General features: G+C 66.2%; 18 protein-coding genes and 1 pseudogene. 12 read left to right on the plus strand and 7 right to left on the minus strand.

Annotated features, from left to right (window positions below):
- Window positions 1-79: 79 nt before the first annotated feature.
- Window positions 80-745 (plus strand): annotated as a pseudogene (locus WS75_RS13160) (IS256-like element IS1356 family transposase); the annotation flags it as partial.
- 163 nt (window positions 746-908) lie between these two features.
- On the opposite strand, the gene deoC reads toward WS75_RS13160, so the two are convergent.
- On the minus strand, window positions 909-1,589 hold the full coding sequence (gene deoC / locus WS75_RS13165; RefSeq protein ID WP_059680840.1) for a deoxyribose-phosphate aldolase: 681 nt from the start codon (window positions 1,587-1,589) through the stop codon (window positions 909-911).
- A 146-nt stretch (window positions 1,590-1,735) separates the two neighbouring features.
- Between deoC and deoR the strand changes: the two genes are divergently transcribed.
- Window positions 1,736-2,506 carry a DNA-binding transcriptional repressor DeoR gene (gene deoR, locus WS75_RS13170; RefSeq protein WP_059680841.1) on the plus strand — a complete coding sequence of 257 codons (771 nt, stop codon included), beginning with the start codon at window positions 1,736-1,738 and terminating at the stop codon, window positions 2,504-2,506.
- 38 nt (window positions 2,507-2,544) lie between these two features.
- On the opposite strand, the gene fucP is transcribed toward deoR, so the two are convergent.
- From fucP to WS75_RS13185, 3 genes are all read right to left on the minus strand, one after another.
- Window positions 2,545-3,918 carry an L-fucose:H+ symporter permease gene (gene fucP / locus WS75_RS13175; protein ID WP_059680842.1) on the minus strand — a complete coding sequence of 458 codons (1,374 nt, stop codon included), beginning with the start codon at window positions 3,916-3,918 and terminating at the stop codon, window positions 2,545-2,547.
- A gap of 41 nt (window positions 3,919-3,959) precedes the next feature.
- Window positions 3,960-4,886, minus strand: coding sequence for a ribokinase (rbsK, locus tag WS75_RS13180; protein ID WP_059680843.1), 927 nt, complete (start codon window positions 4,884-4,886; stop codon window positions 3,960-3,962).
- Between the two features lie 312 nt (window positions 4,887-5,198).
- On the minus strand, window positions 5,199-6,170 hold the full coding sequence (locus WS75_RS13185; protein ID WP_059680844.1) for an AraC family transcriptional regulator: 972 nt from the start codon (window positions 6,168-6,170) through the stop codon (window positions 5,199-5,201).
- A 94-nt stretch (window positions 6,171-6,264) separates the two neighbouring features.
- Here WS75_RS13185 and WS75_RS13190 point away from each other — a divergent pair, with 94 nt between their 5' ends.
- Window positions 6,265-7,098, plus strand: a complete 834-nt coding sequence (locus WS75_RS13190) for an oxidoreductase (protein ID WP_059680845.1) — start codon at window positions 6,265-6,267, stop codon at window positions 7,096-7,098.
- A 220-nt stretch (window positions 7,099-7,318) separates the two neighbouring features.
- The gene (locus WS75_RS13195; RefSeq protein ID WP_059680846.1) at window positions 7,319-8,155 is read left to right on the plus strand and encodes an alpha/beta fold hydrolase; all 837 of its coding nucleotides are present in this window, start codon (window positions 7,319-7,321) and stop codon (window positions 8,153-8,155) included.
- 207 nt (window positions 8,156-8,362) lie between these two features.
- Here WS75_RS13195 and WS75_RS13200 read toward each other — a convergent pair whose 3' ends face one another.
- Together WS75_RS13200 and WS75_RS13205 are read right to left on the minus strand one after the other, a co-directional pair.
- Complete coding sequence (locus WS75_RS13200; protein WP_059681050.1) at window positions 8,363-9,769, minus strand: hypothetical protein; 1,407 nt, start codon at window positions 9,767-9,769, stop codon at window positions 8,363-8,365.
- Between the two features lie 133 nt (window positions 9,770-9,902).
- A complete protein-coding gene (locus WS75_RS13205) occupies window positions 9,903-10,502 on the minus strand; it encodes an FMN-dependent NADH-azoreductase (protein ID WP_059680847.1) in 600 nt (199 codons plus the stop codon).
- Between the two features lie 109 nt (window positions 10,503-10,611).
- On the opposite strand from WS75_RS13205, the gene WS75_RS13210 reads away from it, so the two are divergent.
- Window positions 10,612-11,529: a LysR family transcriptional regulator gene (locus WS75_RS13210; RefSeq protein WP_059680848.1), complete on the plus strand. Its 918-nt coding sequence runs from the start codon at window positions 10,612-10,614 to the stop codon at window positions 11,527-11,529.
- A 164-nt stretch (window positions 11,530-11,693) separates the two neighbouring features.
- On the opposite strand, the gene WS75_RS13215 is transcribed toward WS75_RS13210, so the two are convergent.
- Window positions 11,694-12,455, minus strand: coding sequence for a 2-keto-4-pentenoate hydratase (locus WS75_RS13215; protein WP_059680849.1), 762 nt, complete (start codon window positions 12,453-12,455; stop codon window positions 11,694-11,696).
- 265 nt (window positions 12,456-12,720) lie between these two features.
- Here WS75_RS13215 and WS75_RS13220 point away from each other — a divergent pair, with 265 nt between their 5' ends.
- The 7 genes from WS75_RS13220 to WS75_RS13250 all read left to right on the plus strand — a co-directional run bounded on the left by WS75_RS13220 (window position 12,721) and on the right by WS75_RS13250 (window position 21,727).
- Complete coding sequence (locus WS75_RS13220; protein ID WP_059680850.1) at window positions 12,721-13,200, plus strand: universal stress protein; 480 nt, start codon at window positions 12,721-12,723, stop codon at window positions 13,198-13,200.
- A gap of 15 nt (window positions 13,201-13,215) precedes the next feature.
- Window positions 13,216-13,407 (plus strand): DUF2964 family protein, encoded by a 192-nt coding sequence (locus WS75_RS13225; protein WP_059511565.1) that lies wholly within the window; start codon window positions 13,216-13,218, stop codon window positions 13,405-13,407.
- A gap of 816 nt (window positions 13,408-14,223) precedes the next feature.
- Complete coding sequence (locus WS75_RS13230) at window positions 14,224-18,003, plus strand: nitrate reductase subunit alpha (protein ID WP_059680851.1); 3,780 nt, start codon at window positions 14,224-14,226, stop codon at window positions 18,001-18,003.
- On the plus strand, window positions 18,000-19,529 hold the full coding sequence (gene narH / locus WS75_RS13235; RefSeq protein ID WP_059680852.1) for a nitrate reductase subunit beta: 1,530 nt from the start codon (window positions 18,000-18,002) through the stop codon (window positions 19,527-19,529). The genes WS75_RS13230 and narH overlap by 4 nt, the downstream gene beginning before the upstream one ends.
- Window positions 19,526-20,221: a nitrate reductase molybdenum cofactor assembly chaperone gene (gene narJ / locus WS75_RS13240; RefSeq protein ID WP_059680853.1), complete on the plus strand. Its 696-nt coding sequence runs from the start codon at window positions 19,526-19,528 to the stop codon at window positions 20,219-20,221. The genes narH and narJ overlap by 4 nt, the downstream gene beginning before the upstream one ends.
- A gap of 24 nt (window positions 20,222-20,245) precedes the next feature.
- Window positions 20,246-20,929, plus strand: coding sequence for a respiratory nitrate reductase subunit gamma (gene narI, locus WS75_RS13245; RefSeq protein WP_059680854.1), 684 nt, complete (start codon window positions 20,246-20,248; stop codon window positions 20,927-20,929).
- Window positions 20,930-20,938: 9 nt separating this feature from the next.
- Entirely contained in the window at window positions 20,939-21,727 is a 789-nt protein-coding gene (locus WS75_RS13250; RefSeq protein ID WP_059680855.1) for a peptidylprolyl isomerase, read from the plus strand.
- The last annotated feature ends 11 nt before the right edge of the window (window positions 21,728-21,738 follow it).

Here is a 21,738-nt window from a genome sequence, read left to right on the forward strand (position 1 = left end):
GTCGAGCCTGGCTGGATTCCGATAATATCGACGCGAGACTCACTGCCTGACTGGCTACAAAATTCCGCCGCAGGTCACGATCTATCTGGCGCTGGGCGTGCGCCGCGACGGCACGCGGGACGTTCTGGGCCTCTGGATCGAGCAGACCGAGGGGGCCAAGTTCTGGCTGCGGGTGGTGAACGACCTGAAGCTGCGTGGCGTGCAGGACATCCTGATTGCCGTGGTCGATGGTCTGAAGGGCTTCCCGGAAGCGATCAACACGGTGTACCCGGAAACGACGGTCCAGACCTGCATCGTGCATCTGATCCGGAACTCGCTGGACTTCGCCAGCTGGAAAGACCGGAAATCGGTCGCAGCGGCGCTCAAGGAGGTCTATCGGGCGCCGTCGGCCGAAGCCGCCGCCGTGGCGCTGGATGCGTTCGACGCGAGCCCGTGGGGTACGAAATACCCACCGATTGCCGCGCTCTGGCGGCGGGCCTGGGATCAGGTGATTCCGTTCTACGCCTTCGCGCCCGACATCCGGAAAATTGTATATACGACCAACGCGATCGAGTCGCTGCACATGCAGTTACGCAAGATCATCAAGGCGCGCGGCCACTTCCCGTCGGATGAGGCCGCGCTGAAGCTGATCTGGCTGGCGCTGCGCAACGTCGTTGCCAAGTGGACCGGCTCCCGGCACGATTGGAAGAGCGCGATGACGCAGTTTGCACTGCTTTACCCGGAGCGATTCAACATCGGAATCTGAACCCTAACCCGCCTCACACACGGAATTCCGGATACCTCCTGGATGACACCGGCGGAATTCGCCCGCCAGTGCACCGATCGGGCCGGTTCGGCCCGCCCCGAAGTACCGGAATTTTCCAGCTAAGACCGGGACGGAAATTGGGCCAGCCTCACTGCTGCACCAGTCAATACGCCGACCCACTCCCCCCCTGATCGGTCACGATCGCAACCCCCGAGCTCGTCCCGAGCCGCGTCGCGCCTGCCTCGATCATCGCAAGCGCGGTCGCGCGGTCGCGCACGCCGCCCGACGCCTTCACACCGAGCACGGGGCCGACCGTGCGGCGCATCAGTGCGACGTCCGCGAGAGTCGCGCCGCCGTGGCCGAACCCGGTCGACGTCTTTACGAACGCGACGCCGAGATCGCGGCACATCTCGCACACGCGCACCTTCTCGTCGTCGGTCAGCAGCCCCGTTTCAAGAATCACCTTGAGCGGCACCGCGCCGCATGCGCGGTGCACGGCATCGATGTCGGCCTTCACATCATCGGCGCGGCCGCTTTTCAGCGCGCCGATGTTGATCACCATGTCGATCTCGCCGGCACCCGCCGCGATCGCGGCGGTTGCTTCAAATGCCTTCGCGGCCGACAGCCCGGCGCCGAGCGGAAAACCGACCACGGCACAGACGAGCACGCCGGTTTCAGCCAGCTCGCGTGCGGCGAGCGGCACGTTCGCCGAATTCACGCATACCGAGTAAAAGCGATGCTCGGCCGCCTGGCGGCAGAGTTCGCGGATCTGCGCGTCGCTCGCGTCGGGCGCGAGCAGCGTGTGATCAATGGTTTGAGCGAGTTGGGCGTTGGAAAGCGGCATGTTTCAGAACTCCACGGATCGTGTGCGGAAAGGGCACACGTAAAGTTGATGTTTTCACATCGGTTTGTTACAACTACGACATTCCGGCTGGGCCCGCGCGCCCGGCATGACAAGCGACGGACGCGACGGGTACGCAGGATACTGGCATGGAAACGAAGAAGGGCGAACGGATCAAGACACTGATGAACGTGCTGCAAGGGCAGAACGCGATTCATCTGAGGGAAGTCGCCGAGCTGTTCGGCGTATCCGAAATGACGATCCGCCGCGATCTCGCGGACAACCCGCACGGCTTGAGCCTGATCGGCGGCTACGTGACGCGCCACTTCGCCGCGCAGCGCAGCGACATCGGCGAGTACGTGGTCAGCGCAGAGAACAACCGGCAGACCGAGGAGAAACGCCGCATTGGCAAGCTGGCCGCGCAGTTCGTGACGACCGGCGACACGATCTTCGTCGACTGCGGCTCGACCACGCCATTCGTCGTCGACTTCATTCCGGACGACCTCGAATTCACCGCCGTCTGCAATTCGCTGAACGTGTTCGCGAAGCTGCAGCAGAAGCCGCACTGCAGCGTGATCCTGTGCGGCGGCGTGTATCACCGCAAGAACATGGTGTTCGAGTCGGTGGCCGAGACGGGCATTCTCGATACGGTGCGCGTGTCGAAGGCGTTCATCTCCGCGGCCGGCGTGAGCGACCGCTGCGGCGTGACCTGCTTCAACTTCCACGAAGTCGACGCGAAGAAGAAAGTGATGGAACGCGCGCAGAACCGCTTCCTCCTCGTCGACCACACGAAGTTCGACGAAGTGCGCGCGGCCTATTTCGCCGAGCTGACCGATTTCAACTACGTGATCTCGGACGGGCAGTTGAGCCACCGCTACGAAACGGCGATCCGCGAACACGGGATCGCGCTCGTGACCTGATTCAGCACGGCGCCGCAGTTCGATCTCGCCTCGCATCGTCAGGCGCCTGACGTGTTGCGCGTTTCGGCGTAGCGTGCGGATGCGCCGCTGTCGGTTGCTGCATCGGGCATCGCCGCCGGCAGGTGCCGCAGGCAATAGATTCCGTAATGGACGATTACGACGAAGCACGCGAGCGGCACGACGAACGCGAGCTGCATGTTGCCGCCCGTGTGATCGGAGATCAGCCCCTGGATCAGCGGCACGACCGCGCCGCCGACGATGCTCATCACGAGGATCGAGCCGCCGTATTCGGTGTCCTTGCCGAGCCCGTCGATCGTGAGGCCATAGATCGTCGGCCAGCACGGGCCGAGGAACACGCTCACGCCCACGGCTGCATAGACGGCCGTGATGTTGTGCACGCTGATCGTGTACGCGAGCAGCACGATGCACAGGATGCCGTAGACGATCAGCACCTTGGCCGGCCCGACGCGCTTCATCACGAGCGTCGCGATCAGCTTGCCGACGAAGAACGCGAAGAACGTCGCGAGCAGGTAGTGCGACGCGCCGCGCTCGGTGAGGCCGCCGATCTGCATCGCGAGCCGGATGGTGAAGCTCCATACGCCCACTTGTGCACCGACGTAGAGGAACTGCGCGACGATGCCCGCGACGAAGCGCCGGTTGCCGAACAGGCGCGCCAAGGTGCCGCGTACGTCGATCCGGTGCGTGGCCACGCCGGGGCCGTTGCCCTTGCAGGCCGGGTAAGGCGTGAGCGCAAACACGACGAACACGGCGGCGAGCACGACGATCAGCCACTTGTACGGCTCGAGCGTGGCCTGGATCATCGCGAGCTGGTGGACGTGGGCTTCGGCCGCCGACATCGCGGCGAGCTGCGCATGCGACGCATCGCCCTCCTTGAAGATCAGGAAGCTGCCCATGTACACGCCGGCCATCGCGCCTAACGGATAGAACGTCTGCGAGATGTTCAGCCGCCGCGTGCTGGTTTCGCGCGGGCCCATCAGTGTCGAATACGAATTCGACGCGGTTTCGAGGAACGACAGGCCCGCCGCGATCACGAACAGCGCGACGAGGAACATCCCGTACTTCGCCATCGACGCGGCCGGGAAGAACAGCAGGCAGCCGGTCGTGTACAGCAGCAGGCCGACGAGGATCGTCGTCTTGTAGCTGAACTTTTTCACGACGGTCGCGGCCGGAATCGCGAGGAAGAAGTAGCCGAGATAGAACGCGGACTGCACGAACGCCGATTCGAAATCGGACAGGAAGAACGATTTCTTGAACTGCGCGATCAGCACGTCGTTCAGGTTCGCGGCGGTGCCCCACAGCGCGAACAGGCAGCACAGCAGCGTGAACGCGAAGAGCGGCGTGCGGTTCAGGTAATAGCCGTCGGGGGTGTGTTCGATTCTGGTACGGCCCATGGGTGTCTCCTTCCCGGTTGTCTCGTCGATGAAGGCGCCGTTCAGATGCGGGCGTCGCGGAGGAAGCGTTCGAACGTCGCGGCGTCGGCATACGACTTCTGCGTGCCGAGGCCCATGACCGAATGCGCGGCGTAGGCCGACGCGTAGCGCATCGCGTCGATCGCATCGCGCGTCGCCGCGTAGCAGCGCGCGAAGCAGCCGATGTACGCGTCGCCGGCGCCCGTCGTGTCGCGCGCATCGACCTGTACGCCCGGCACGTGCCGCGCGCCGTCGCGTGACACGAGCAGCGAGCCGTCGCTGCCGAGCGTGACGAGCACGTGCTTGAGCCCGCGCGCGATCAGCGATTCGGCGGCGCGGGTGGCGCTGTCGCGCGAATCGACCGGCATGCCCGACACGATCGCGAGTTCGGTCTCGTTCGGCACGAAGAATTCGACGGATCGGATCCGCTCGAAATCAAGATCGGCCACGGCGGGCGCGGGGTTCAGCAGCACGGGAATGCCGTGCCGGGCACCGAATTCGATCGCGTGATAGACGGTGTCGAGCTCGATCTCGAGCTGCAGCACGATCAGTGCGCATTCGACGAGCCGCGGCGCGGCCGCGTCGATGTCGGCGGGCGTCAGGTGGCGGTTCGCGCCCTTGACGATCAGGATGCTGTTGCTCGAATCGGGTTCGACGAAGATCGGCGCGACGCCGCTCGGCACGCCGGCGACCTTGCGCACGTGCGTGGTATCGATGCCCTCGCGCTCGAAGTTGCGGATCGTGTTGTCGGCGAACACGTCGTCGCCGACCTTCGTGACCATCACGACACGCGCACCGAGGCGCGCGGCCGCGACGGCCTGGTTCGCGCCCTTGCCGCCGCAGCCGAGCTCGAAGTTCGGCGCCTCGAGCGTTTCGCCCCGGGCGGGTATGCGCGTGACGTAGGTCACGAGATCGACCATGTTGCTGCCGATGACGGCGATTGTCTCCATCTGCGTCTCTTCCTTGGAATGAGGGGGCGCGTGTACGATCGACGGCGGCCGCCACGTGTGAGAATAAAATCACACTGAATGTGAAAATGCAATCGTGTAATGTTATGTGGGTCACTATGTGGGATTGGCCCGGGTGCGCCTGGTGCCGGGCGCACCAGACCAGGACCTCTAGGGCGTGACCGCGCTCATCCTGAAATCGCTGGCGGGTCGGGTGCGCGACGCCACGCGCGGCGAGCGTACGCGTCCCGATCAGGTTCGCGCACGGGGCATCGGGCCCGCGAAGGTCATACGTGCAGCTCGCGACGCAGCCATTCAATGCGACGACACGAACACCGCGTCGTCGAACGCCGCCGGAATCGCGAACTGCGCGCGCATGCGCTTCGTCTCCTGCGCGGGCGTCAGGCCGAACAGCCGTTTGAATTCCCGGCTGAACTGCGACGCGCTCGCATAACCGACCGCATGGCCGGCCGCCTCCGCGGTCAGGTCCTGGCGCACCATCAACAGGCGCGCCTGATGCAGCCGCGTGGACTTCAGGTACTGCATGGGCGACACCTGCGTGATCGCCTTGAAGTGGCTGTGGAAGCTCGGCACGCTCATGCCGGCTTCCGCGGCCAGTTGCGTCACGTCGAGCGACTTCGCGTAGTCGGCGTGGATCATGCGCAGCGAACGGCCGATCCGGCCGAACTGTCCACGCATCGCCAGCGCGTTCCGCATTGCGCCCCCCTGCGCGCCGGTGAGCACGCGGAAGTACAGTTCGCGCAGCAACCCGGGGCCGAGCACCGCCGCTTCGAGCGGGCGGTGCATCGCCTCGACGAACCGCAGCACGGTCGCGTGCATCGCATCGTCCATCGGCGTCGACATCATGCTTTTCGGCGCTTGAACGGGTTCGGCGATTCCCTCGCGATCGATCTGCGCGGCCAGTTCGGCGGCCATCGGGAAATCGAGGTGCAGATACAGCGCGAGCAGCGGGTGCGCCGCCGTTGCGTCGGTTTCCATGCTGAACGGCACGGGCACCGATACGGCCAGGTAGTGGTCCTCGTCGTACAGATAGCGTTCGCCGCCGAAATAGCCGCGCTTGCTGCCCTGGCACACGATCACGATGCCCGGGTCGTACAGCACCGGCGTGCGGGATAGCGCGCGGTTCGAACGCAGGATGCGCACGCTCGTTAGCGCGGTCAGGTTGTAGCCTTCGTCCGGCGCCAACGCATGCAGCAACGCGATCAGGCGTTGGCGACCGCGCGCGGGCAGCGACGGCGAGCGGGACGAGGAGGGGGCGATGTTCATAGTTTCAGGCAAGAAATTCAGCGGAATCGGGCTTATTCGACGTGGTGCGTCAGACTAGCATGCATGCTTCGATCGACACTCGGGAGAAGCTCACATGGCATCCGGCAACATCATGCTCATCACCGGCGTCAGCAGCGGCTTCGGCCGCGCGCTCGCGCAAGCGGCGCTGGCCGCGGGTCATACGGTGGTCGGCACCGTGAGAAGCGAAGCGGCAAAACGGGCGTTCGAGGCGCTGTCCCCGCGCTCGGCCATCGGGCGCGTGCTGGACGTGACCGACTTCGAGCGCATCGACGGCGTCGTCGCGGAAATCGAGTCGAGCGTCGGGCCCGTCGACGTGCTGGTGAACAATGCCGGTTATGGACACGAAGGCATCATGGAGGAGTCGCCGCTGTCGGAGATGCGCCGACAGTTCGACGTGAACGTATTCGGCGCCGTCGCGATGTTGAAGGCCGTCGTGCCGTTCATGCGCGAACGCCGGCGCGGCCGCATCCTGAACATCACGTCGATGGGCGGCCACATCACGATGCCGGGCATTGCCTATTACTGCGGCAGCAAGTTCGCGCTGGAAGGGATTTCCGAGGCGCTCGGCAAGGAGCTCGAGCCGTTTGGCATCGCGGTGACCGCGGTGGCGCCGGGCTCGTTCCGTACCGACTGGGCTGGCCGTTCGATGACGCGAACGCCGCGTTCGATCGCCGATTACGACGCGCTCTTCGATCCGATCCGCCAGGCGCGCGAGGAGAAAAACGGCCGCCAATCGGGCGATCCCGCGAAGGCGGCGCGCGCGATGCTTGCGGTCATCGCGGCGGACCATCCGCCGGCCCATCTGTTGCTCGGCAGCGATGCGCTTCGGCTCGTGCGTGCCAAATGGTCGGTGCTGGAAGACGAAATTCGCACGTGGGAGGCGGTGACCGTGTCGACGGATGGTTGACGCGCGATCGGTCGTGCGTGACGCGTCATCCGGTGAGTAGCAGGGGGCGATGCACGGCGCGATGCAATTGGCTTCATGACACGGTCGCGGTTTTCAGCTACAACACTGAGGTGCTGCGTCGACCGACGCCGGTGTGCCACCGCGCCGCAGCTCGTCACCGACACCCGCCCGGGTGGCCGGCCGGCACGTATGTTCACTTACCTCAAAGGAGCCTGCAGCCATGCCGCACATCACCACGAAGGACAACGTCGACATCTTCTACAAGGACTGGGGCCCGAAGGACGCGCAGCCGATCATGTTCCACCATGGCTGGCCGCTGTCTGCTGACGACTGGGATGCCCAGTTGCTGTTCTTCGTTCAGAAGGGCTATCGCGTGGTCGCGCACGATCGCCGCGGCCACGGCCGGTCGGCGCAGGTTTCCGACGGCCACGACATGGATCACTACGCGGCGGATGCGTTCGCGGTGGCCGAAGCGCTCGACCTGCGCAACGCGGTTCATATCGGTCATTCGACCGGCGGCGGCGAAGTCGCACGCTACGTGGCCCGCCACGGCGAGCCGGCCGGACGTGTCGCGAAGGCGGTGCTGGTCAGCGCGGTGCCGCCGCTGATGCTGAAGACGGACGCGAACCCGGAAGGCCTGCCGCTCGAGGTCTTCGATGGCTTCCGCAAGGCACTCGCCGACAACCGCGCGCAGTTCTTCCTGGACGTGCCGTCGGGCCCGTTCTACGGCTTCAACCGGCCGGGCGCGGTGGTGCACCAGGGCGTGATCCAGAACTGGTGGCGTCAGGGCATGATCGGCAGCGCGAAGGCGCACTACGAAGGCATCAAGGCGTTCTCGGAAACGGACCAGACCGAAGACCTGCGGTCGATCTCGGTGCCGACGCTCGTGCTGCATGGCGAAGACGATCAGATCGTGCCGATCGCGGACTCGGCGCTGAAGTCGGTCAAGCTGCTGAAGAGCGGCACGCTGAAGACGTATCCGGGCTATTCGCACGGGATGCTGACGGTCAATGCGGATGTGCTGAACGCCGATCTGCTCGCCTTCATCCAGTCATAACGCTATCGGCGCATGCCCGCTTTCGCGGGCTGCGCCGCGCTGGCCGGTCACGCCGGTCGCCTCGGCGGCGATTTGCTTCGGTATCCTGTTCGTTGCGCGGAGCGGAGACGCCGCGTCGACTTGCGTCTGCGCGGCGTCGTCCTGCCGCTGAGCCGGTGCGTCTGCGGCCACGCGCGTGCAGCCGCGTCGCGCCGCGCGCGTCACACGTCACGCATCGTTTGCGGCGCTGTCGCCGACATCGCCTTCGATCGCGGCCATCAGATCGTCGACGCTCACCATCAACGCGCGAACCTGCCGCAGCGATTCGTACTGATGCAGCACTGCGCGCCATGACGGCAGTTCCAGCAGCGCTTGCCATACGGCGCCGAGGCCGTGCGGATCGGCATCCGCGTGCTGCGCCAGCGCGCTCGCGTATTCAAGGCTGGCCGGCGCCGACAGCAACTGCATCCGGCTGGCGGCCCCCAGCAGGCGCGGCGCGGGGTCTGCCGATGCATCGCAGCAGTACAACACTTCGCGCTGCAGTGACGCGTCGTCGATCGCCAGTGCGTGCAGCGACGCACCGTGCAGGCGTACCACGCCTTCGCGCGTGTCGAACGCATAGACGGTGTCCGGATCGGCTTGTGCGAGCAGGCTCAGGCCGCGCAGCAGGCGCGGCAGGTCGGTGGTCGCGGCATCTGCGGACGCTTTCGCTTCGACGAGAAACAGGACGTGCCACGCGGCCGACGGATCGTCGCCGCGCGCGCGCTCGAGCAGCACCGCATCCCACTCGGTTTTCGCGCGGTCGTGTTTGCCGGGTATCGAGGCCGGCACGCGCATCGACGTGACCACGCGATACGTGCGGTGCGCGTCGCTCGCATCGAGCTGCGCGGCCAGGGCGTCGAGCGCCTGCGCGGCCAGCGCTTCGACGGCCGCGCCCCGCTGTTGCGACGTGACGCCTTGTGCGACGGCGAGCGCGCTGCCTTCGAGCGGACCCTGGCGGCTCCACAGCGTGCGGTACCGCTGGACGTCCGGATCCGGCAACAATGCGTCGAGACGCTGCAGCCGGGCAAGCGCGGCGCTGTCCTTCAGCTTGGCGATGTCCTGTTGGAACGCGGTGTCGGCCGTCGTCTCCGGTTGCGCGAGCAAGTGGCGCAGCGTGGCATCGAGATCGTTCCACGACGCGCCCGCCGCGGCCGCATGCAGCCGTGCGAGCGGCTCGCGTTGCCATGCCTGCGCACGCCGTTCGAGCCGGGCCGGATGCGCGATCGTGTTGACGGCCGAACGCAGCGTGCGCCGATCCTGCTCGGCATGTGAGGCGAGCGAGGCGTATTCGCGCACGGCCGGGGCACCATGTCGAAGCACCGCAGCCTGGAATGCGGGGTCGCCGGATCGTGTGTCCATCGCGTCGCCGATCATCCGCGCGAGCGCGTCGGTGAACCGGCGTTGCAATGCCGGGGCGGGCGTGAGGCCGTCGGCCAGCATCCGGCGCGCTTCCTCGATCACGATGGCGATGATGGCGGCCGGGTTCGCGGCATCGGTCAGCGACGATGCGCGGACGAACGGCGGCAGCCGGTAGCGGCGTTCGACGGTGCTCAGGACTTCGTCCAGCAGGGCAGGCAACGGTGTCGGCGGCATGGCGAGTGACGGGAGGGGCACGCGGTTCGCGCGTGACGGGCGATGTGCAACGGTATCACGCAGTGCCGACATGCTGCATCGTGTGCCACGGCGAAGCCGCCGTTCGCGTGGCGCGGGCGGTGCCCGCCGTGCGTTACGCGTGGAGTGCTTCGATCTGCTTGCGGGCGTTCGCCAGCCCCGCTTCGAAGCCGTGCGGCTTCATGTCGAGCCCTTCCGCGTAGACGAACCGGACTTGATGGATGCCCATCAGGCCCAGCACGGCACGCAGGTACGGCGTGACGGCGTCGGTCGGCTGCCCGACGTGCACGCCGCCGCGCGAACTGAACACGATCGCGTCGACGCCTTCGACGAGCCCCATCGGATAGGTGTCCGTGTAGCGGAACGTCACGCGTGCGCGTGCCACCAGGTCGAACCAGTTCTTCAACTGGGTCGGCACGTTCAGGTTGTACATCGGTGCGCCGATCAACAGCAGGTCGCTGCCCTTCAGTTCGGCGACGAGTTCGTCGGACAGCGCGACCGCCTGCCGCGCACGCTCGCCCGGATTCTCCGCGCCGCGCAGCGCATGGAACAGCTCGCCGTCGAGCACCGGCAGGTCGAGATCGACGAGATCGCGCACGACCACGTCGTCCGCGTGCCCGCTGGCCTTGCGTTGCGCGAGGAATGCGTCGATCAGCGTGTTGGTTTGCGACTGGTCGCGGTTGATGCTGGACTTGAGTACGAGAATGCGGGCCATCGGGATCTCTCCGTTCATCTATGAACAACGGAGCCGATCGTATCATCCACTTTTTGTCTCAAAAAGCGATAATATTTCTCGTCAATGTAGACTTTATCGATCCAATTGCATGCGAAACAACCTCAACGGCATCGCCGTGTTCGTTGCCGCGGCGGAAGCCGACAACTTCGCGCAGGCCGCCGAGACGCTGCACATCACGCGTTCCGCGGTCGGCAAGAGCATCGCGCGACTCGAGGCGCGGCTGGGCGTCGTGCTGTTCCAGCGCACGACGCGCAGCCAGAGCCTGACGGACGAGGGCGCGTTGTTCTATGAATACTGCCTGCGCGCGGTGGAGGAGATCCACGCGGGGGAGGCGCTGCTCGAAAGCGGCAAATGGCAGATGAAGGGGCGGCTGCGCGTGTCGATGCCGGCGCTGTTCGGGCATCTGTGCGTCGCGCCGATCCTGATCGGGCTGGCGCGCGACCATCCCGAGCTCGATCTCGACCTGTCGTTCAGCGACCGGACGATCGACCTCGTCGAGGAGCGCGTCGATCTGGCGGTGCGGGTCGGTGCGCTACCCGACAGCAGCGGCCTCGTCGCGCGCGCGCTCGGCGAGCACAAGATGGCCTTTTGTGCGTCGCCGGCGTATCTGGCACGCTGCGGCGAACCTGCGACCGTCGACGCGCTCGCGCAGCACAAGGCGCTGACCTATACGCGTTACGGGCAGATGCATCGCTGGCAAGTGGTCGTCGATGGCCGGACGGAGGAGTTGCAACCGGCGGCCCGTCTGCTCTCCGACGACTTGCGCGCGGTGCTGGACGCGGCTGTCGCGGGGCTCGGAGTCGCGTGGCTGCCTTACTGGCTGGTGCGCGACGAGATTCGCCGCGGCGCGTTGCGCGAGCTGCTGCCGGATCAGCCGGGCGTGACCTATGCGATCCATGCGGTGTGGCCGCATACGTCGCACCTGCCGCTGAAGGTGCGCGCGGCCATCGATGCGCTGGTGAACCAGTTGCCGGCGCGACTGGCCGAGGTGGAGGCGCAGGCGTAGCGTGCGGCGAGCCGCGCATGCGGCAGGCTCGCGGGAACGGCGCGACGTGCCGGAGGCGAGCGATGAACGTAATGGGTGTCGGCCGGCGTGAGTCGTTCAGCGCGACGGTGCCGACACCCGCTGCGCGCCGACGACGAAACGCGCCGCGTTCCCGCCGCCGGCCGTCAGGCCGTCAGCGTCACCGACAGGCTGCCGAGTTCGCCGAAGCGCACCGTCAGCGCGTCGCCGAGCGGCACGTCGATCGCGCCCGCATACGAACCGGTCGTTACGATCTGGCCGGCACGCGCACCGTCGCCGCGCGATGCGAGGAAATTGACCAGCCACACGAGCGGCTTGAGCGGATCGCCGTCCGGATGACGGCCGTCGATCGTGCGATTCAGCGCACCTTCGAACGACAGCGCGAGCGTCTCGAGCGGCACGTTCAATCCATCGGGCACGACGGGGCCCACGCACAATCCCTGGTTGAACTGCCCGTCGGCGAGCAGTTCGAACTTCGACGCGCGCGCGGGCTCCGCATAGCGGCAACCCAGCACCTCGAGCACGATGCGCACTTCGCGGATCGCGCCGCGCACGTCGCTCTCGTCATACGGCTGCGCGCGCGCGGGCAGGTCGCGATCGAGCACGAACGCGATCTCCGGCTCGATCCGCACGATCGGGCCGCCGACGACGCGATACGGCACATTGGCTTCGCGGATTGTCGACGCGAAGATCGGCGCGACGATCACGCGGTCGGGCGGCGGCAGCGCGCATTTCCATCCGCCGATGGCTTCGCCGAGCAGGTCGGCGACGCGATGCTGGATCGCGAGCGCGGTATCGACGCTCTCGGGGCGCAAGGCGTCGGGCAGCAACGGGCCGGGCACGCCGGCATGGCGGGCGGCGACGAGATGCTGGGCGGCGCCGTCCACGCGTTCGGTAGTCGTTGTCATGTCGGTTGAGCGAGTTGAAAGTGAGCCGGCAAAAAAGGGCCGGACGAAGGTCGCAACGTCGATGATAGCGCCTTCGGCCGCATGGCCGCTCGGTTGCCCCGCGCGGCCTCGGGGATGGCGCGCCGCATTTTGAGCGTGGCGCTTTGCCGCACGCCGCGTTTTGGGTGGGCTTTGATCGCGGTCAAGCTTGCAACCGGCCGTCCGCCGATGATGGGGACATGGCCACGCGCGACCGCGCGCGGCAACTCACCCCAGCGAGGTTCGCATGTACAAGAAGATCATGGTGGCCGTCGACGGCAGCGCTTCGTCGAAACAGGCACTTGCCGAGGCAGTGAAGGTGGCGCTGGCGGGCGACACGCACATCAGCGTCGTGTATGTGGTCGACAAATCGGTGCTGTTCACGTACGCGGGTCGTTTCGATCCGCATGCGCTCATCGAGGAAATCCGCGACGACGGGCGCAAGGTGCTGCATGAAGCCGAACAGGTCCTCGCACGGGCCGGCGCGAAGGGCGAGGGCGAACTCGTCGAGACCGAGAGCATTGGCGAGGACGTCGCTGAACGCCTGCAGCGTTACGTCAAGGAGCGCGGGATCGACCTCGCGGTGGTCGGCACGCACGGGCGGCGCGGCATCCGGCGCATGGTGGTCGGGAGCGTCGCCGAGCGCTTCGTGCGTGGCTCGAAGTGCCCGGTGCTGCTGATTCGCGGCGACGATGCCGGCGAGCCGGCTTCCGCTGCGGCAGCCTGACGGGGCGGACGCGCGATGATACGTCGTCAATACCGGATCGTCGTCGCGGCGATCGCCGTGTTCGTGTCGCTCGCGGGCATGATGGCCGTGGTGACCGGGCTGCTGTTCGACGAGACGATCGCGCTGCGTGGCGGCGCGGTCGCGCTGATCGTCGGCGTGGCCTGCTTTGTCGTCATGCTCAACCCGGGGCCGAAGGGCGAGGGGTGACGCGCGGCGCTTCCTCGGTTTCATGCAAGACCGGCAATCACCGCAGCAGCTCCGCCGGTCCGTCTTTCCGCCTCTCTCCGTCCGTCATGTCCGGCGCATTCGCGTCATCCAGCCCGGCCGGCATCGCCCTGGCCGGCATCTCCCGTCTCATCGATTCCGCATCAGGCAGCGCACGCTTTGATTGCATGACTCGTGCATGCGCGAGCACGCTGCTTCTTATCTCATCGCGGCGGTCGAGTCCTGTCCTCGCAGCTTTCCTTCGGTGGCGCACCCGCATTGATCCCGCCTGACACGGCAGCCGTTAGCGCGCGCGTGGCAGCGAGCCGTGCGTGATTGCATCGCGCCGCGAAAGCGCGTGATGTCGTGACAAGGCGGATCACGTGCATAACCGTGTGATCGAGCGTCAGCCTGCAACCCGTCAAACCCGTTTCGAAGTCCTTCGTGAAGGCGTGAGCCGCGCGGCAGATCCAGATGGCAAACACCGGTTGACTCAGCGCCACACGGTGCAGGTGAATCCCGAGCCCCGCTCCGGCTACGAGTGGCCGCGATGGACGAACGCGTGGTGCGAAGGTCCGGTGCCGAGCATGCCATTAGTGCTCCTGAATCGATCCCCATTTAATACCGATGCGTATGGGGGGAGCGATATCGTGATTTGTATCAAATCGTGATATGTCGATCCGAAAGAGAATTCATTCGATCCGGACGCAAGGGATGGAACCGGACGCCACGAGCCGAATGCCGATCGTCCTTTACATCCGGAATATCACCTCCTTAAATACTCAGGGTCTGCGAAAAGACCGGAAAAACGAGATCCCCATGAGCCATTTCCTGGATAGATTGCGTTATTTCTCCACCACAAGGCCAACATTCTCCGACGGACACGGCGCCGTCACGGACGAGGACCGCAAATGGGAAGACGGCTATCGGCTGCGCTGGCAGCACGACAAGATCGTCCGTTCGACCCATGGGGTGAACTGCACGGGTTCGTGCTCCTGGAAGGTCTATGTGAAAGGCGGGATCGTCACCTGGGAAACGCAGCAGACCGACTACCCCCGCACGCGCCCCGACATGCCGAACCACGAACCGCGCGGCTGCTCGCGCGGCGCTTCGTACTCCTGGTATCTGTATAGCGCGAACCGTCTCAAGCATCCGATGGTGCGCAGTGCGCTGGTGAAGCTGTGGCGCGAACGCCGCCACACGCTCGCGCCGGTCGACGCATGGCGCTCGATCGTCGAGGACGACGACGCGCGGCGTTCCTACCAGAGCCGGCGCGGGCTCGGCGGTTTCGTACGCGCGAGCTGGGACGAGGTCAATGAGATCGTTGCGGCCGCAAACGTTTACACGGTCGAGCGGCACGGGCCCGATCGCGTGGTCGGCTTCTCGCCAATTCCGGCGATGTCGATGGTGTCGTACGCGGCGGGCTCGCGCTACCTGTCGCTGATCGGCGGCGTGTGCCTGAGCTTCTACGACTGGTATTGCGACCTGCCGCCCGCGTCGCCGCAGACCTGGGGCGAGCAGACCGACGTGCCGGAATCGGCCGACTGGTACAACTCGACGTTCATCATGATGTGGGGCTCCAACGTCCCGCAGACCCGCACGCCCGATGCGCACTTCCTCGTCGAGGCGCGCTATCGCGGCACGAAGGTCGTGTCGGTGTTCCCCGACTACTCGGAAGGCGCGAAGTTCGGTGATCTGTGGCTGCATCCGAAGCAGGGCACCGACGCGGCGCTCGCGCTCGCGATGGGTCACGTGATCCTGAAGGAGTTCCACCTCGCAGGCAAGAGCGACTATTTCATCGACTACTGCAAGCGCTATACAGACATGCCGGCGCTCGTGCGCCTCGTGCCGCACGGCGATGGCTACGTGCCCGAGCGCCTCGTGCGCGCGTCCGATTTCGACGACGCGCTCGACGAGGCTGCACATCCGGACTGGAAGACCGTGATGATCGACGACGCGACCGGCGAATTTGTCGTGCCGGTGGGCTCGATCGGTTTCCGCTGGGGGCAGCAGGCCAAGGAAGGATCGAGCGACAAGGGCAAGTGGAACCTGCGAGGCGAGACGTCGAAGGGTGCGGCGCTGTCACCACGGCTGTCCTGCACGGCCGGGCACGACGACGTGGTCGACGTGCTGTTCCCGTACTTCGGCAACCAGCTCCACGTGCATTTCAACTCGACGCAGCACGGCTCCGAGCTGTCTCGCCGGATCGGCGTGCGGCGCGTCGCGACGCGCGACGGCGAGATGCTGGTCGCGACCGTCTACGACCTGTTCGTCGCGAACTACGGGCTCGACCAGGGGCTGGGCGGGCGCGACGTGGCCGCGAGCTACGACGACGATCTTCCGTACACACCCGCCTGGCAGGAAACGATCACGGGCGTGAAGCGCGCGGACGTGATTTCGGTCGCGCGGCAGTTCGCGGAGAACGCGCACAAGACGCAAGGCAAGTCGATGGTGATCATCGGCGCGGGGATCAACCACTGGTTCCACATGGACATGTCGTACCGCGCGATCATCAATATGCTGATCATGTGCGGCTGCGTCGGCAAGCCGGGCGGTGGCTGGTCGCACTACGTGGGCCAGGAGAAGCTGCGTCCGCAGACGGGCTGGACCGCGCTCGCGTTCGCGCTCGACTGGAACCGGCCGCCGCGGCACATGAACGCGACGTCGTTCTTCTACGCGCACACCGATCAGTGGCGCTACGACACGATGGACCCGGGCGCGCTGCTGTCCCCGCTCGCGGACAAGACGCAGTTCCACGGTTCGCCGATCGACTACAACGTGCGCGCCGAACGGATGGGCTGGCTGCCGTCCGCGCCGCAGCTCGCGGTGAATCCGCTGAAGGTCGGTGCGAGTCTGGGCGACCCCGCGCAGGCCGGCGCCGAGGTCGCGCGGCACCTGAAAGCCGGAATGCTGCGGATGGCGTGCGAGGACCCGGATTCCCCCGACAACTTCCCGCGCAACCTGTTCGTGTGGCGCTCGAACCTGCTCGGTTCGTCGGGCAAGGGCCACGAGTATTTCCTGAAGCACCTGCTCGGCACGACCAACGGCGTGCAGGGTGAAGACCTCGGCGCGACGGGCGGCGCGCGTCCGGAGGAAGTGAAGTGGCACGACGAAGCGCCGCGCGGCAAGCTCGACCTGCTCGTCACGCTCGACTTCCGGATGTCGACCACCTGCATGTATTCGGACGTCGTGCTGCCGACCGCGACGTGGTACGAGAAGGACGACATGAACACGTCCGACATGCATCCGTTCATCCATCCGCTGTCGGCAGCGGTCGATCCCGCATGGGAATCGAAGAGCGACTGGGAAATCTTCAAGGGGATCGCGAAGCGATTCTCCGAGCTGTGCGACGGGCATCTCGGCGTCGAACGCGACGTCGTCCTCGCGCCGATCGCGCACGATACGCCGGGCGAACTCGCGCAGCCGTTCGACGTGCAGGACTGGAAGCGCGGCGAATGCGAGCCGGTGCCGGGCCGCACGATGCCTTCGGTGATCGCGGTCGAGCGCGATTATCCGAATACCTATGCACGCTTCACGTCGCTCGGCCCGCTGATGGACAAGCTCGGCAACGCGGGCAAGGGCATCGGCTGGGACACGAAGGACGAAGTGAAGCTGCTCGGCCAGCTGAATTACCGGGTCGCCGGCGGCGCCACGCAGGGGCGCCCGCGCATCGACACCGCGCTCGACGCCGCGGAGGTGATTGTCGCGCTCGCGCCGGAGACCAACGGCGAAGTCGCGGTGAAGGCGTGGCGCGCATTGTCTGGCATCACCGGCATCGACCACACGCACCTGGCCGCCGCGCGCGCGGACGAGAAGATCCGTTTCCGCGACATCCAGGCGCAACCGCGCAAGATCATCTCGTCGCCGACGTGGAGCGGGATCGAATCCGAGCACGTGTCGTACAACGCCGGCTACGTGAACGTGCATGAGCTGGTGCCGTGGCGCACGCTGACGGGCCGTCAGCAGCTGTACCAGGATCACGCGTGGATGCGCGCGTTCGGCGAGTCGCTGTGCGTATACAAGCCGCCGATCGACACGGGCAGCTATGCGCACATGGTCGGCAAGCGCTCGAACGGCAACCCCGAGCGCGTGCTCAACTTCCTGACGCCGCACCAGAAGTGGGGGATCCACAGCACGTACACGGACAACCTGCTGATGCTCACGCTGTCGCGCGGCGGGCCGATCGTGTGGATGTCGGAGGACGACGCGAAAGCGATCGGCGCGGTCGATAACGACTGGATCGAGTGCTACAACTCGAACGGTGCATTGTGCGCGCGGGCGGTCGTGAGCCAGCGGATTCCGTCCGGGATGGTGATGATGTACCACGCGCAGGAAAAGATCGTGAACACGCCGGGCTCCGAGATCACCGGCACGCGCGGCGGCATTCACAACTCGGTCACGCGCATCGCGCTGAAGCCGACTCACATGATCGGCGGCTACGCGCAGCTGTCGTACGGCTTCAACTATTACGGCACGGTCGGCTCGAATCGCGACGAGTTCCTGATCGTGCGCAGAATGAGCAAGATCGACTGGCTCGACGGCGAGGAAACCGCGGTCGACCCGACCACACAGGCCGTACGGGATGGAGAAACGTCATGAAGGTACGCGCACAGATCGCGATGGTGCTGAACCTCGACAAGTGCATCGGGTGCCATACCTGCTCGGTGACCTGCAAGAACGTGTGGACCAGCCGCGAAGGGATGGAGTACGCGTGGTTCAACAACGTCGAGACGAAGCCGGGCATCGGCTATCCGAAGGACTGGGAGAATCAGGACCGCTGGCGCGGCGGCTGGCAGCGCCGTGCGGACGGCCGGATCGAGCCGCGTATGGGCGGCAAGTGGCGGCTGCTCGCGCAGATTTTCGCGAACCCGCACCTGCCCGAGATCGACGATTACTACGAGCCGTTCACATTCGACTACGGCCATCTTCAGGAGGCGGGCAACACGCGCGCGATGCCTGTCGCGCGGCCGCGCTCGCTGATCAGCGGCCAGCGGCTCGAAAAGATCGAGTGGGGTCCGAACTGGGAGGAAATCCTCGGCGGCGAGTTCGAGAAGCGCGCTAAGGACTACAACTTCGAGTCGGTGCAGAAGGAGATCTACGGGCAGTTCGAGAACACCTTCATGATGTACCTGCCGCGCCTCTGCGAGCACTGCCTGAATCCGGCGTGCGTCGCGTCGTGCCCGTCGGGTTCGATCTACAAGCGCGAGGAAGACGGCATCGTGCTGATCGACCAGGACAAGTGCCGCGGGTGGCGCATGTGCGTGTCGGGCTGCCCGTACAAGAAGATCTACTACAACTGGCATAGCGGCAAGGCCGAGAAGTGCATCTTCTGCTATCCGCGCATCGAGGCCGGCCAGCCGACGGTGTGTTCGGAAACCTGCGTGGGCCGCATCCGCTACCTCGGCGTGCTGCTGTACGACGCCGACAGGATCAGTGAAGCCGCGAGCGCCGAGAACGAGAAGGACCTGTACGAAGCGCAGCTGTCGCTGTTCCTCGATCCGGAGGACCCGGCCGTGATCGCGCAGGCCGAGCGCGACGGCGTGCCGGCCGCGTGGCTCGATGCCGCGCGGCGCTCGCCGACCTACAAGATGGCGATCGACTGGAAGATCGCGTTCCCGCTGCATCCGGAATACCGGACGCTGCCGATGGTGTGGTACGTGCCGCCGCTGTCGCCGATCAACTCAGCCGCAAACAGCGGCGCGCTCGGGATGAACGGCTATCTGCCAGACGTCGAATCGCTGCGCATCCCGCTGCGCTATCTCGCGAACCTGTTGACGGCCGGCGACGAGGCGCCCGTGAAGCTCGCGCTCGAACGGCTGCTCGCGATGCGCGCGTTCATGCGCGCGCGCCACGTGGACGGCGTCGACGCGCGCGGCGTGCTCGACCAGGTCGGCCTGTCGCTCGCGCAGGTCGAGGAGATGTACCGCTATCTCGCGATCGCGAACTACGAGGATCGCTTCGTGATCCCGACGACGCACCGCGAGTATGCGGAGAACGCATACGACCTGCGCGCGTCGTGCGGCTTCTCGTTCGGCAACGGCTGTTCCGACGGCCGTTCGGAGGGCAGCCTGTTCAGTCCGAAGAAGGGCACGAAAACCATTCCGATCCACGAGGCGTCCCGATGAGCACCGCACCCGATCCGACCTACGCGGCGTTCGCTGCGCTGCTTGACTATCCCGACGATGCGCTCGTCGACGTGCTCGACTCGATCGAAGCCCATCTGCGCGAATGCGCGCGCGTGCCGAAGGCGGTGCGCGCGGGCCTCGACCGCTTCTTCGCCTACCTGCGCGAGCGTGACTTGCTGACGCTGCAGGAGAACTACGTCGCGCTGTTCGATCGCGGCCGCGCGACGTCGCTGCACCTGTTCGAGCACGTGCACGGCGAGTCGCGCGACCGCGGGCAGGCGATGGTCGACCTGCTGCAGATGTACGAGCGGCACGGGTTGACGTTGAATCCGGGCGAACTGCCCGACTACCTGCCCGTGTTCCTCGAATACCTGTCGCGTCTGCCGGCGACCGATGCGCGCAACCTGCTCGGCGAGACCGGCGAGATCCTGCGCGCGTTGGCCGGCCAACTCGCGCGGCGCGGCAGCCATTACAGCTTCGTTGTCGGCGCGCTGCTGCCGATGGCCGGCCTCGCGTCGGTCGACGCACCGGCGGCCGCGGACGACGACGTCGCAGGCGAGCGGCCGAGTGCCGACGATTACCGCGCGCTCGACGCGTCGTATACGGACGAGGCGGTGCGCTTCGTCGGCGCGGCAACGCCGGCCGAGCAGACGGTGCGGTTCCACGACAAGCGGCCGGCCTGCGGCGCATAAGCGCGGACTCAACTGGGGAAAGACATGAACGCTTATTTGCATCAGTTCCTGTTCGGGATCTACCCGTACATCTGTCTCGCAGTGCTGCTGGTCGGCAGCCTGATCCGCTTCGACCGCGAACAGTACACGTGGAAGAGCGATTCGTCGCAGCTGCTGCGCCACGGGATGCTACGGCTCGGCAGCAACCTGTTCCACTGGGGCGTGCTGGTCGTCGTGCTCGGGCACTTCGGCGGCTTCCTCGCACCGCACTGGCTTGTGTCGCCGTTCCTGTCGGCGTCCGGGCACCAGCTCGTCGCGATGGTGGCGGGCGGTGCGGCCGGCGTCGCGGCGATCATCGGGCTGACGATCCTGATCTGGCGCCGCCTCGGCGACCCGCGCATCCGCAAGAACAGCCGCCAGTCCGACATCCTGATCGTGCTGATGCTGTGGGTGCAACTCGCGCTCGGGCTCGGCACCGTCGTGCTGTCGACGCGCCACATGGACGGCGTGATGTTCGAGCAGCTCACCGACTACGTGAAGGGCGTCGTCACGTTCCGGCCGGACATCGCGAGCCTGCTGGTCGGCGTGCCGCTGACGTACCGGCTGCATATCCTGCTGGGCTTCACGATCTTCCTCATGTCGCCGTTCACGCGGATGGTGCACATCTGGAGCGGCATCGCGTCGGTCGCGTACCTGATCCGCCCGTACCAGCTCGTGCGCAAGCGCTGAGGAGGCCACATGAACGACGTTCTCTCTGAAGTCGCGACCGCGCCGCTGGCGATCAACGGTGTTGCGATCGACGACGCAGCTGTTGCGGCCGAGGCCGAGCATCACGGCGATGCACCCGATCCGCTCGACGCGGCACGGCATGCGCTCGCGGTGCGCGAACTGCTGCGTCAGCGCGCGGTATCGCTCGGGCTGATCGATGAAAACACACCGCTCGACGACGCAGCGGTCGATGCGTTGCTCGAGCGCGAGCTGACTCACGTGCCCGAACCCGATCGCGCCGATTGCGAGCGCTACTACGGGCAGCATCCGACGCGTTTTCGCCGCGGCGACATCGTGTATGCGAGCCACGTGCTGTTCGCGGTGACCGACCGCGTGCCGCTCGCACCGCTGCGGCAGCGCGCGGAACGTGCGCTCGCCGACGTGGTGGCCGCGCCCGACACGTTCGAAGCGGTCGCGCGCGCGTCTTCGAATTGTCCGTCGGCACAAGTCGGCGGCAGCCTCGGGCAGCTCCTGCGCGGCGACACCGTGCCGGAATTCGAGGCTGCGCTGTTCGATACGGACGGGCTCGGCGTGCTGCCGAAACTCGTCAATACCCGCTTCGGCTTCCACATCGTGCGCATCGAGCGCCGCGTGCCTGGCGACGTGGTGCCGTTCGACGAGGCCGCCGGCCAGATCGCCGCGTACCTGTCGGAACGCGTGCGGCAGCGGGCGATACGGCAGTACGTGGCGATACTCGCGGGCGGCGCGCGGGTCGAAGGCGTGACCTTCGACGGCGCGAACGGCCCGCTCGTCCAATGAAACGAGGTTTT

This window comes from Burkholderia sp. FL-7-2-10-S1-D7 (assembly GCF_001524185.1).
In the GTDB taxonomy this organism is placed as follows: Bacteria; Pseudomonadota; Gammaproteobacteria; order Burkholderiales; family Burkholderiaceae; genus Burkholderia; species Burkholderia diffusa.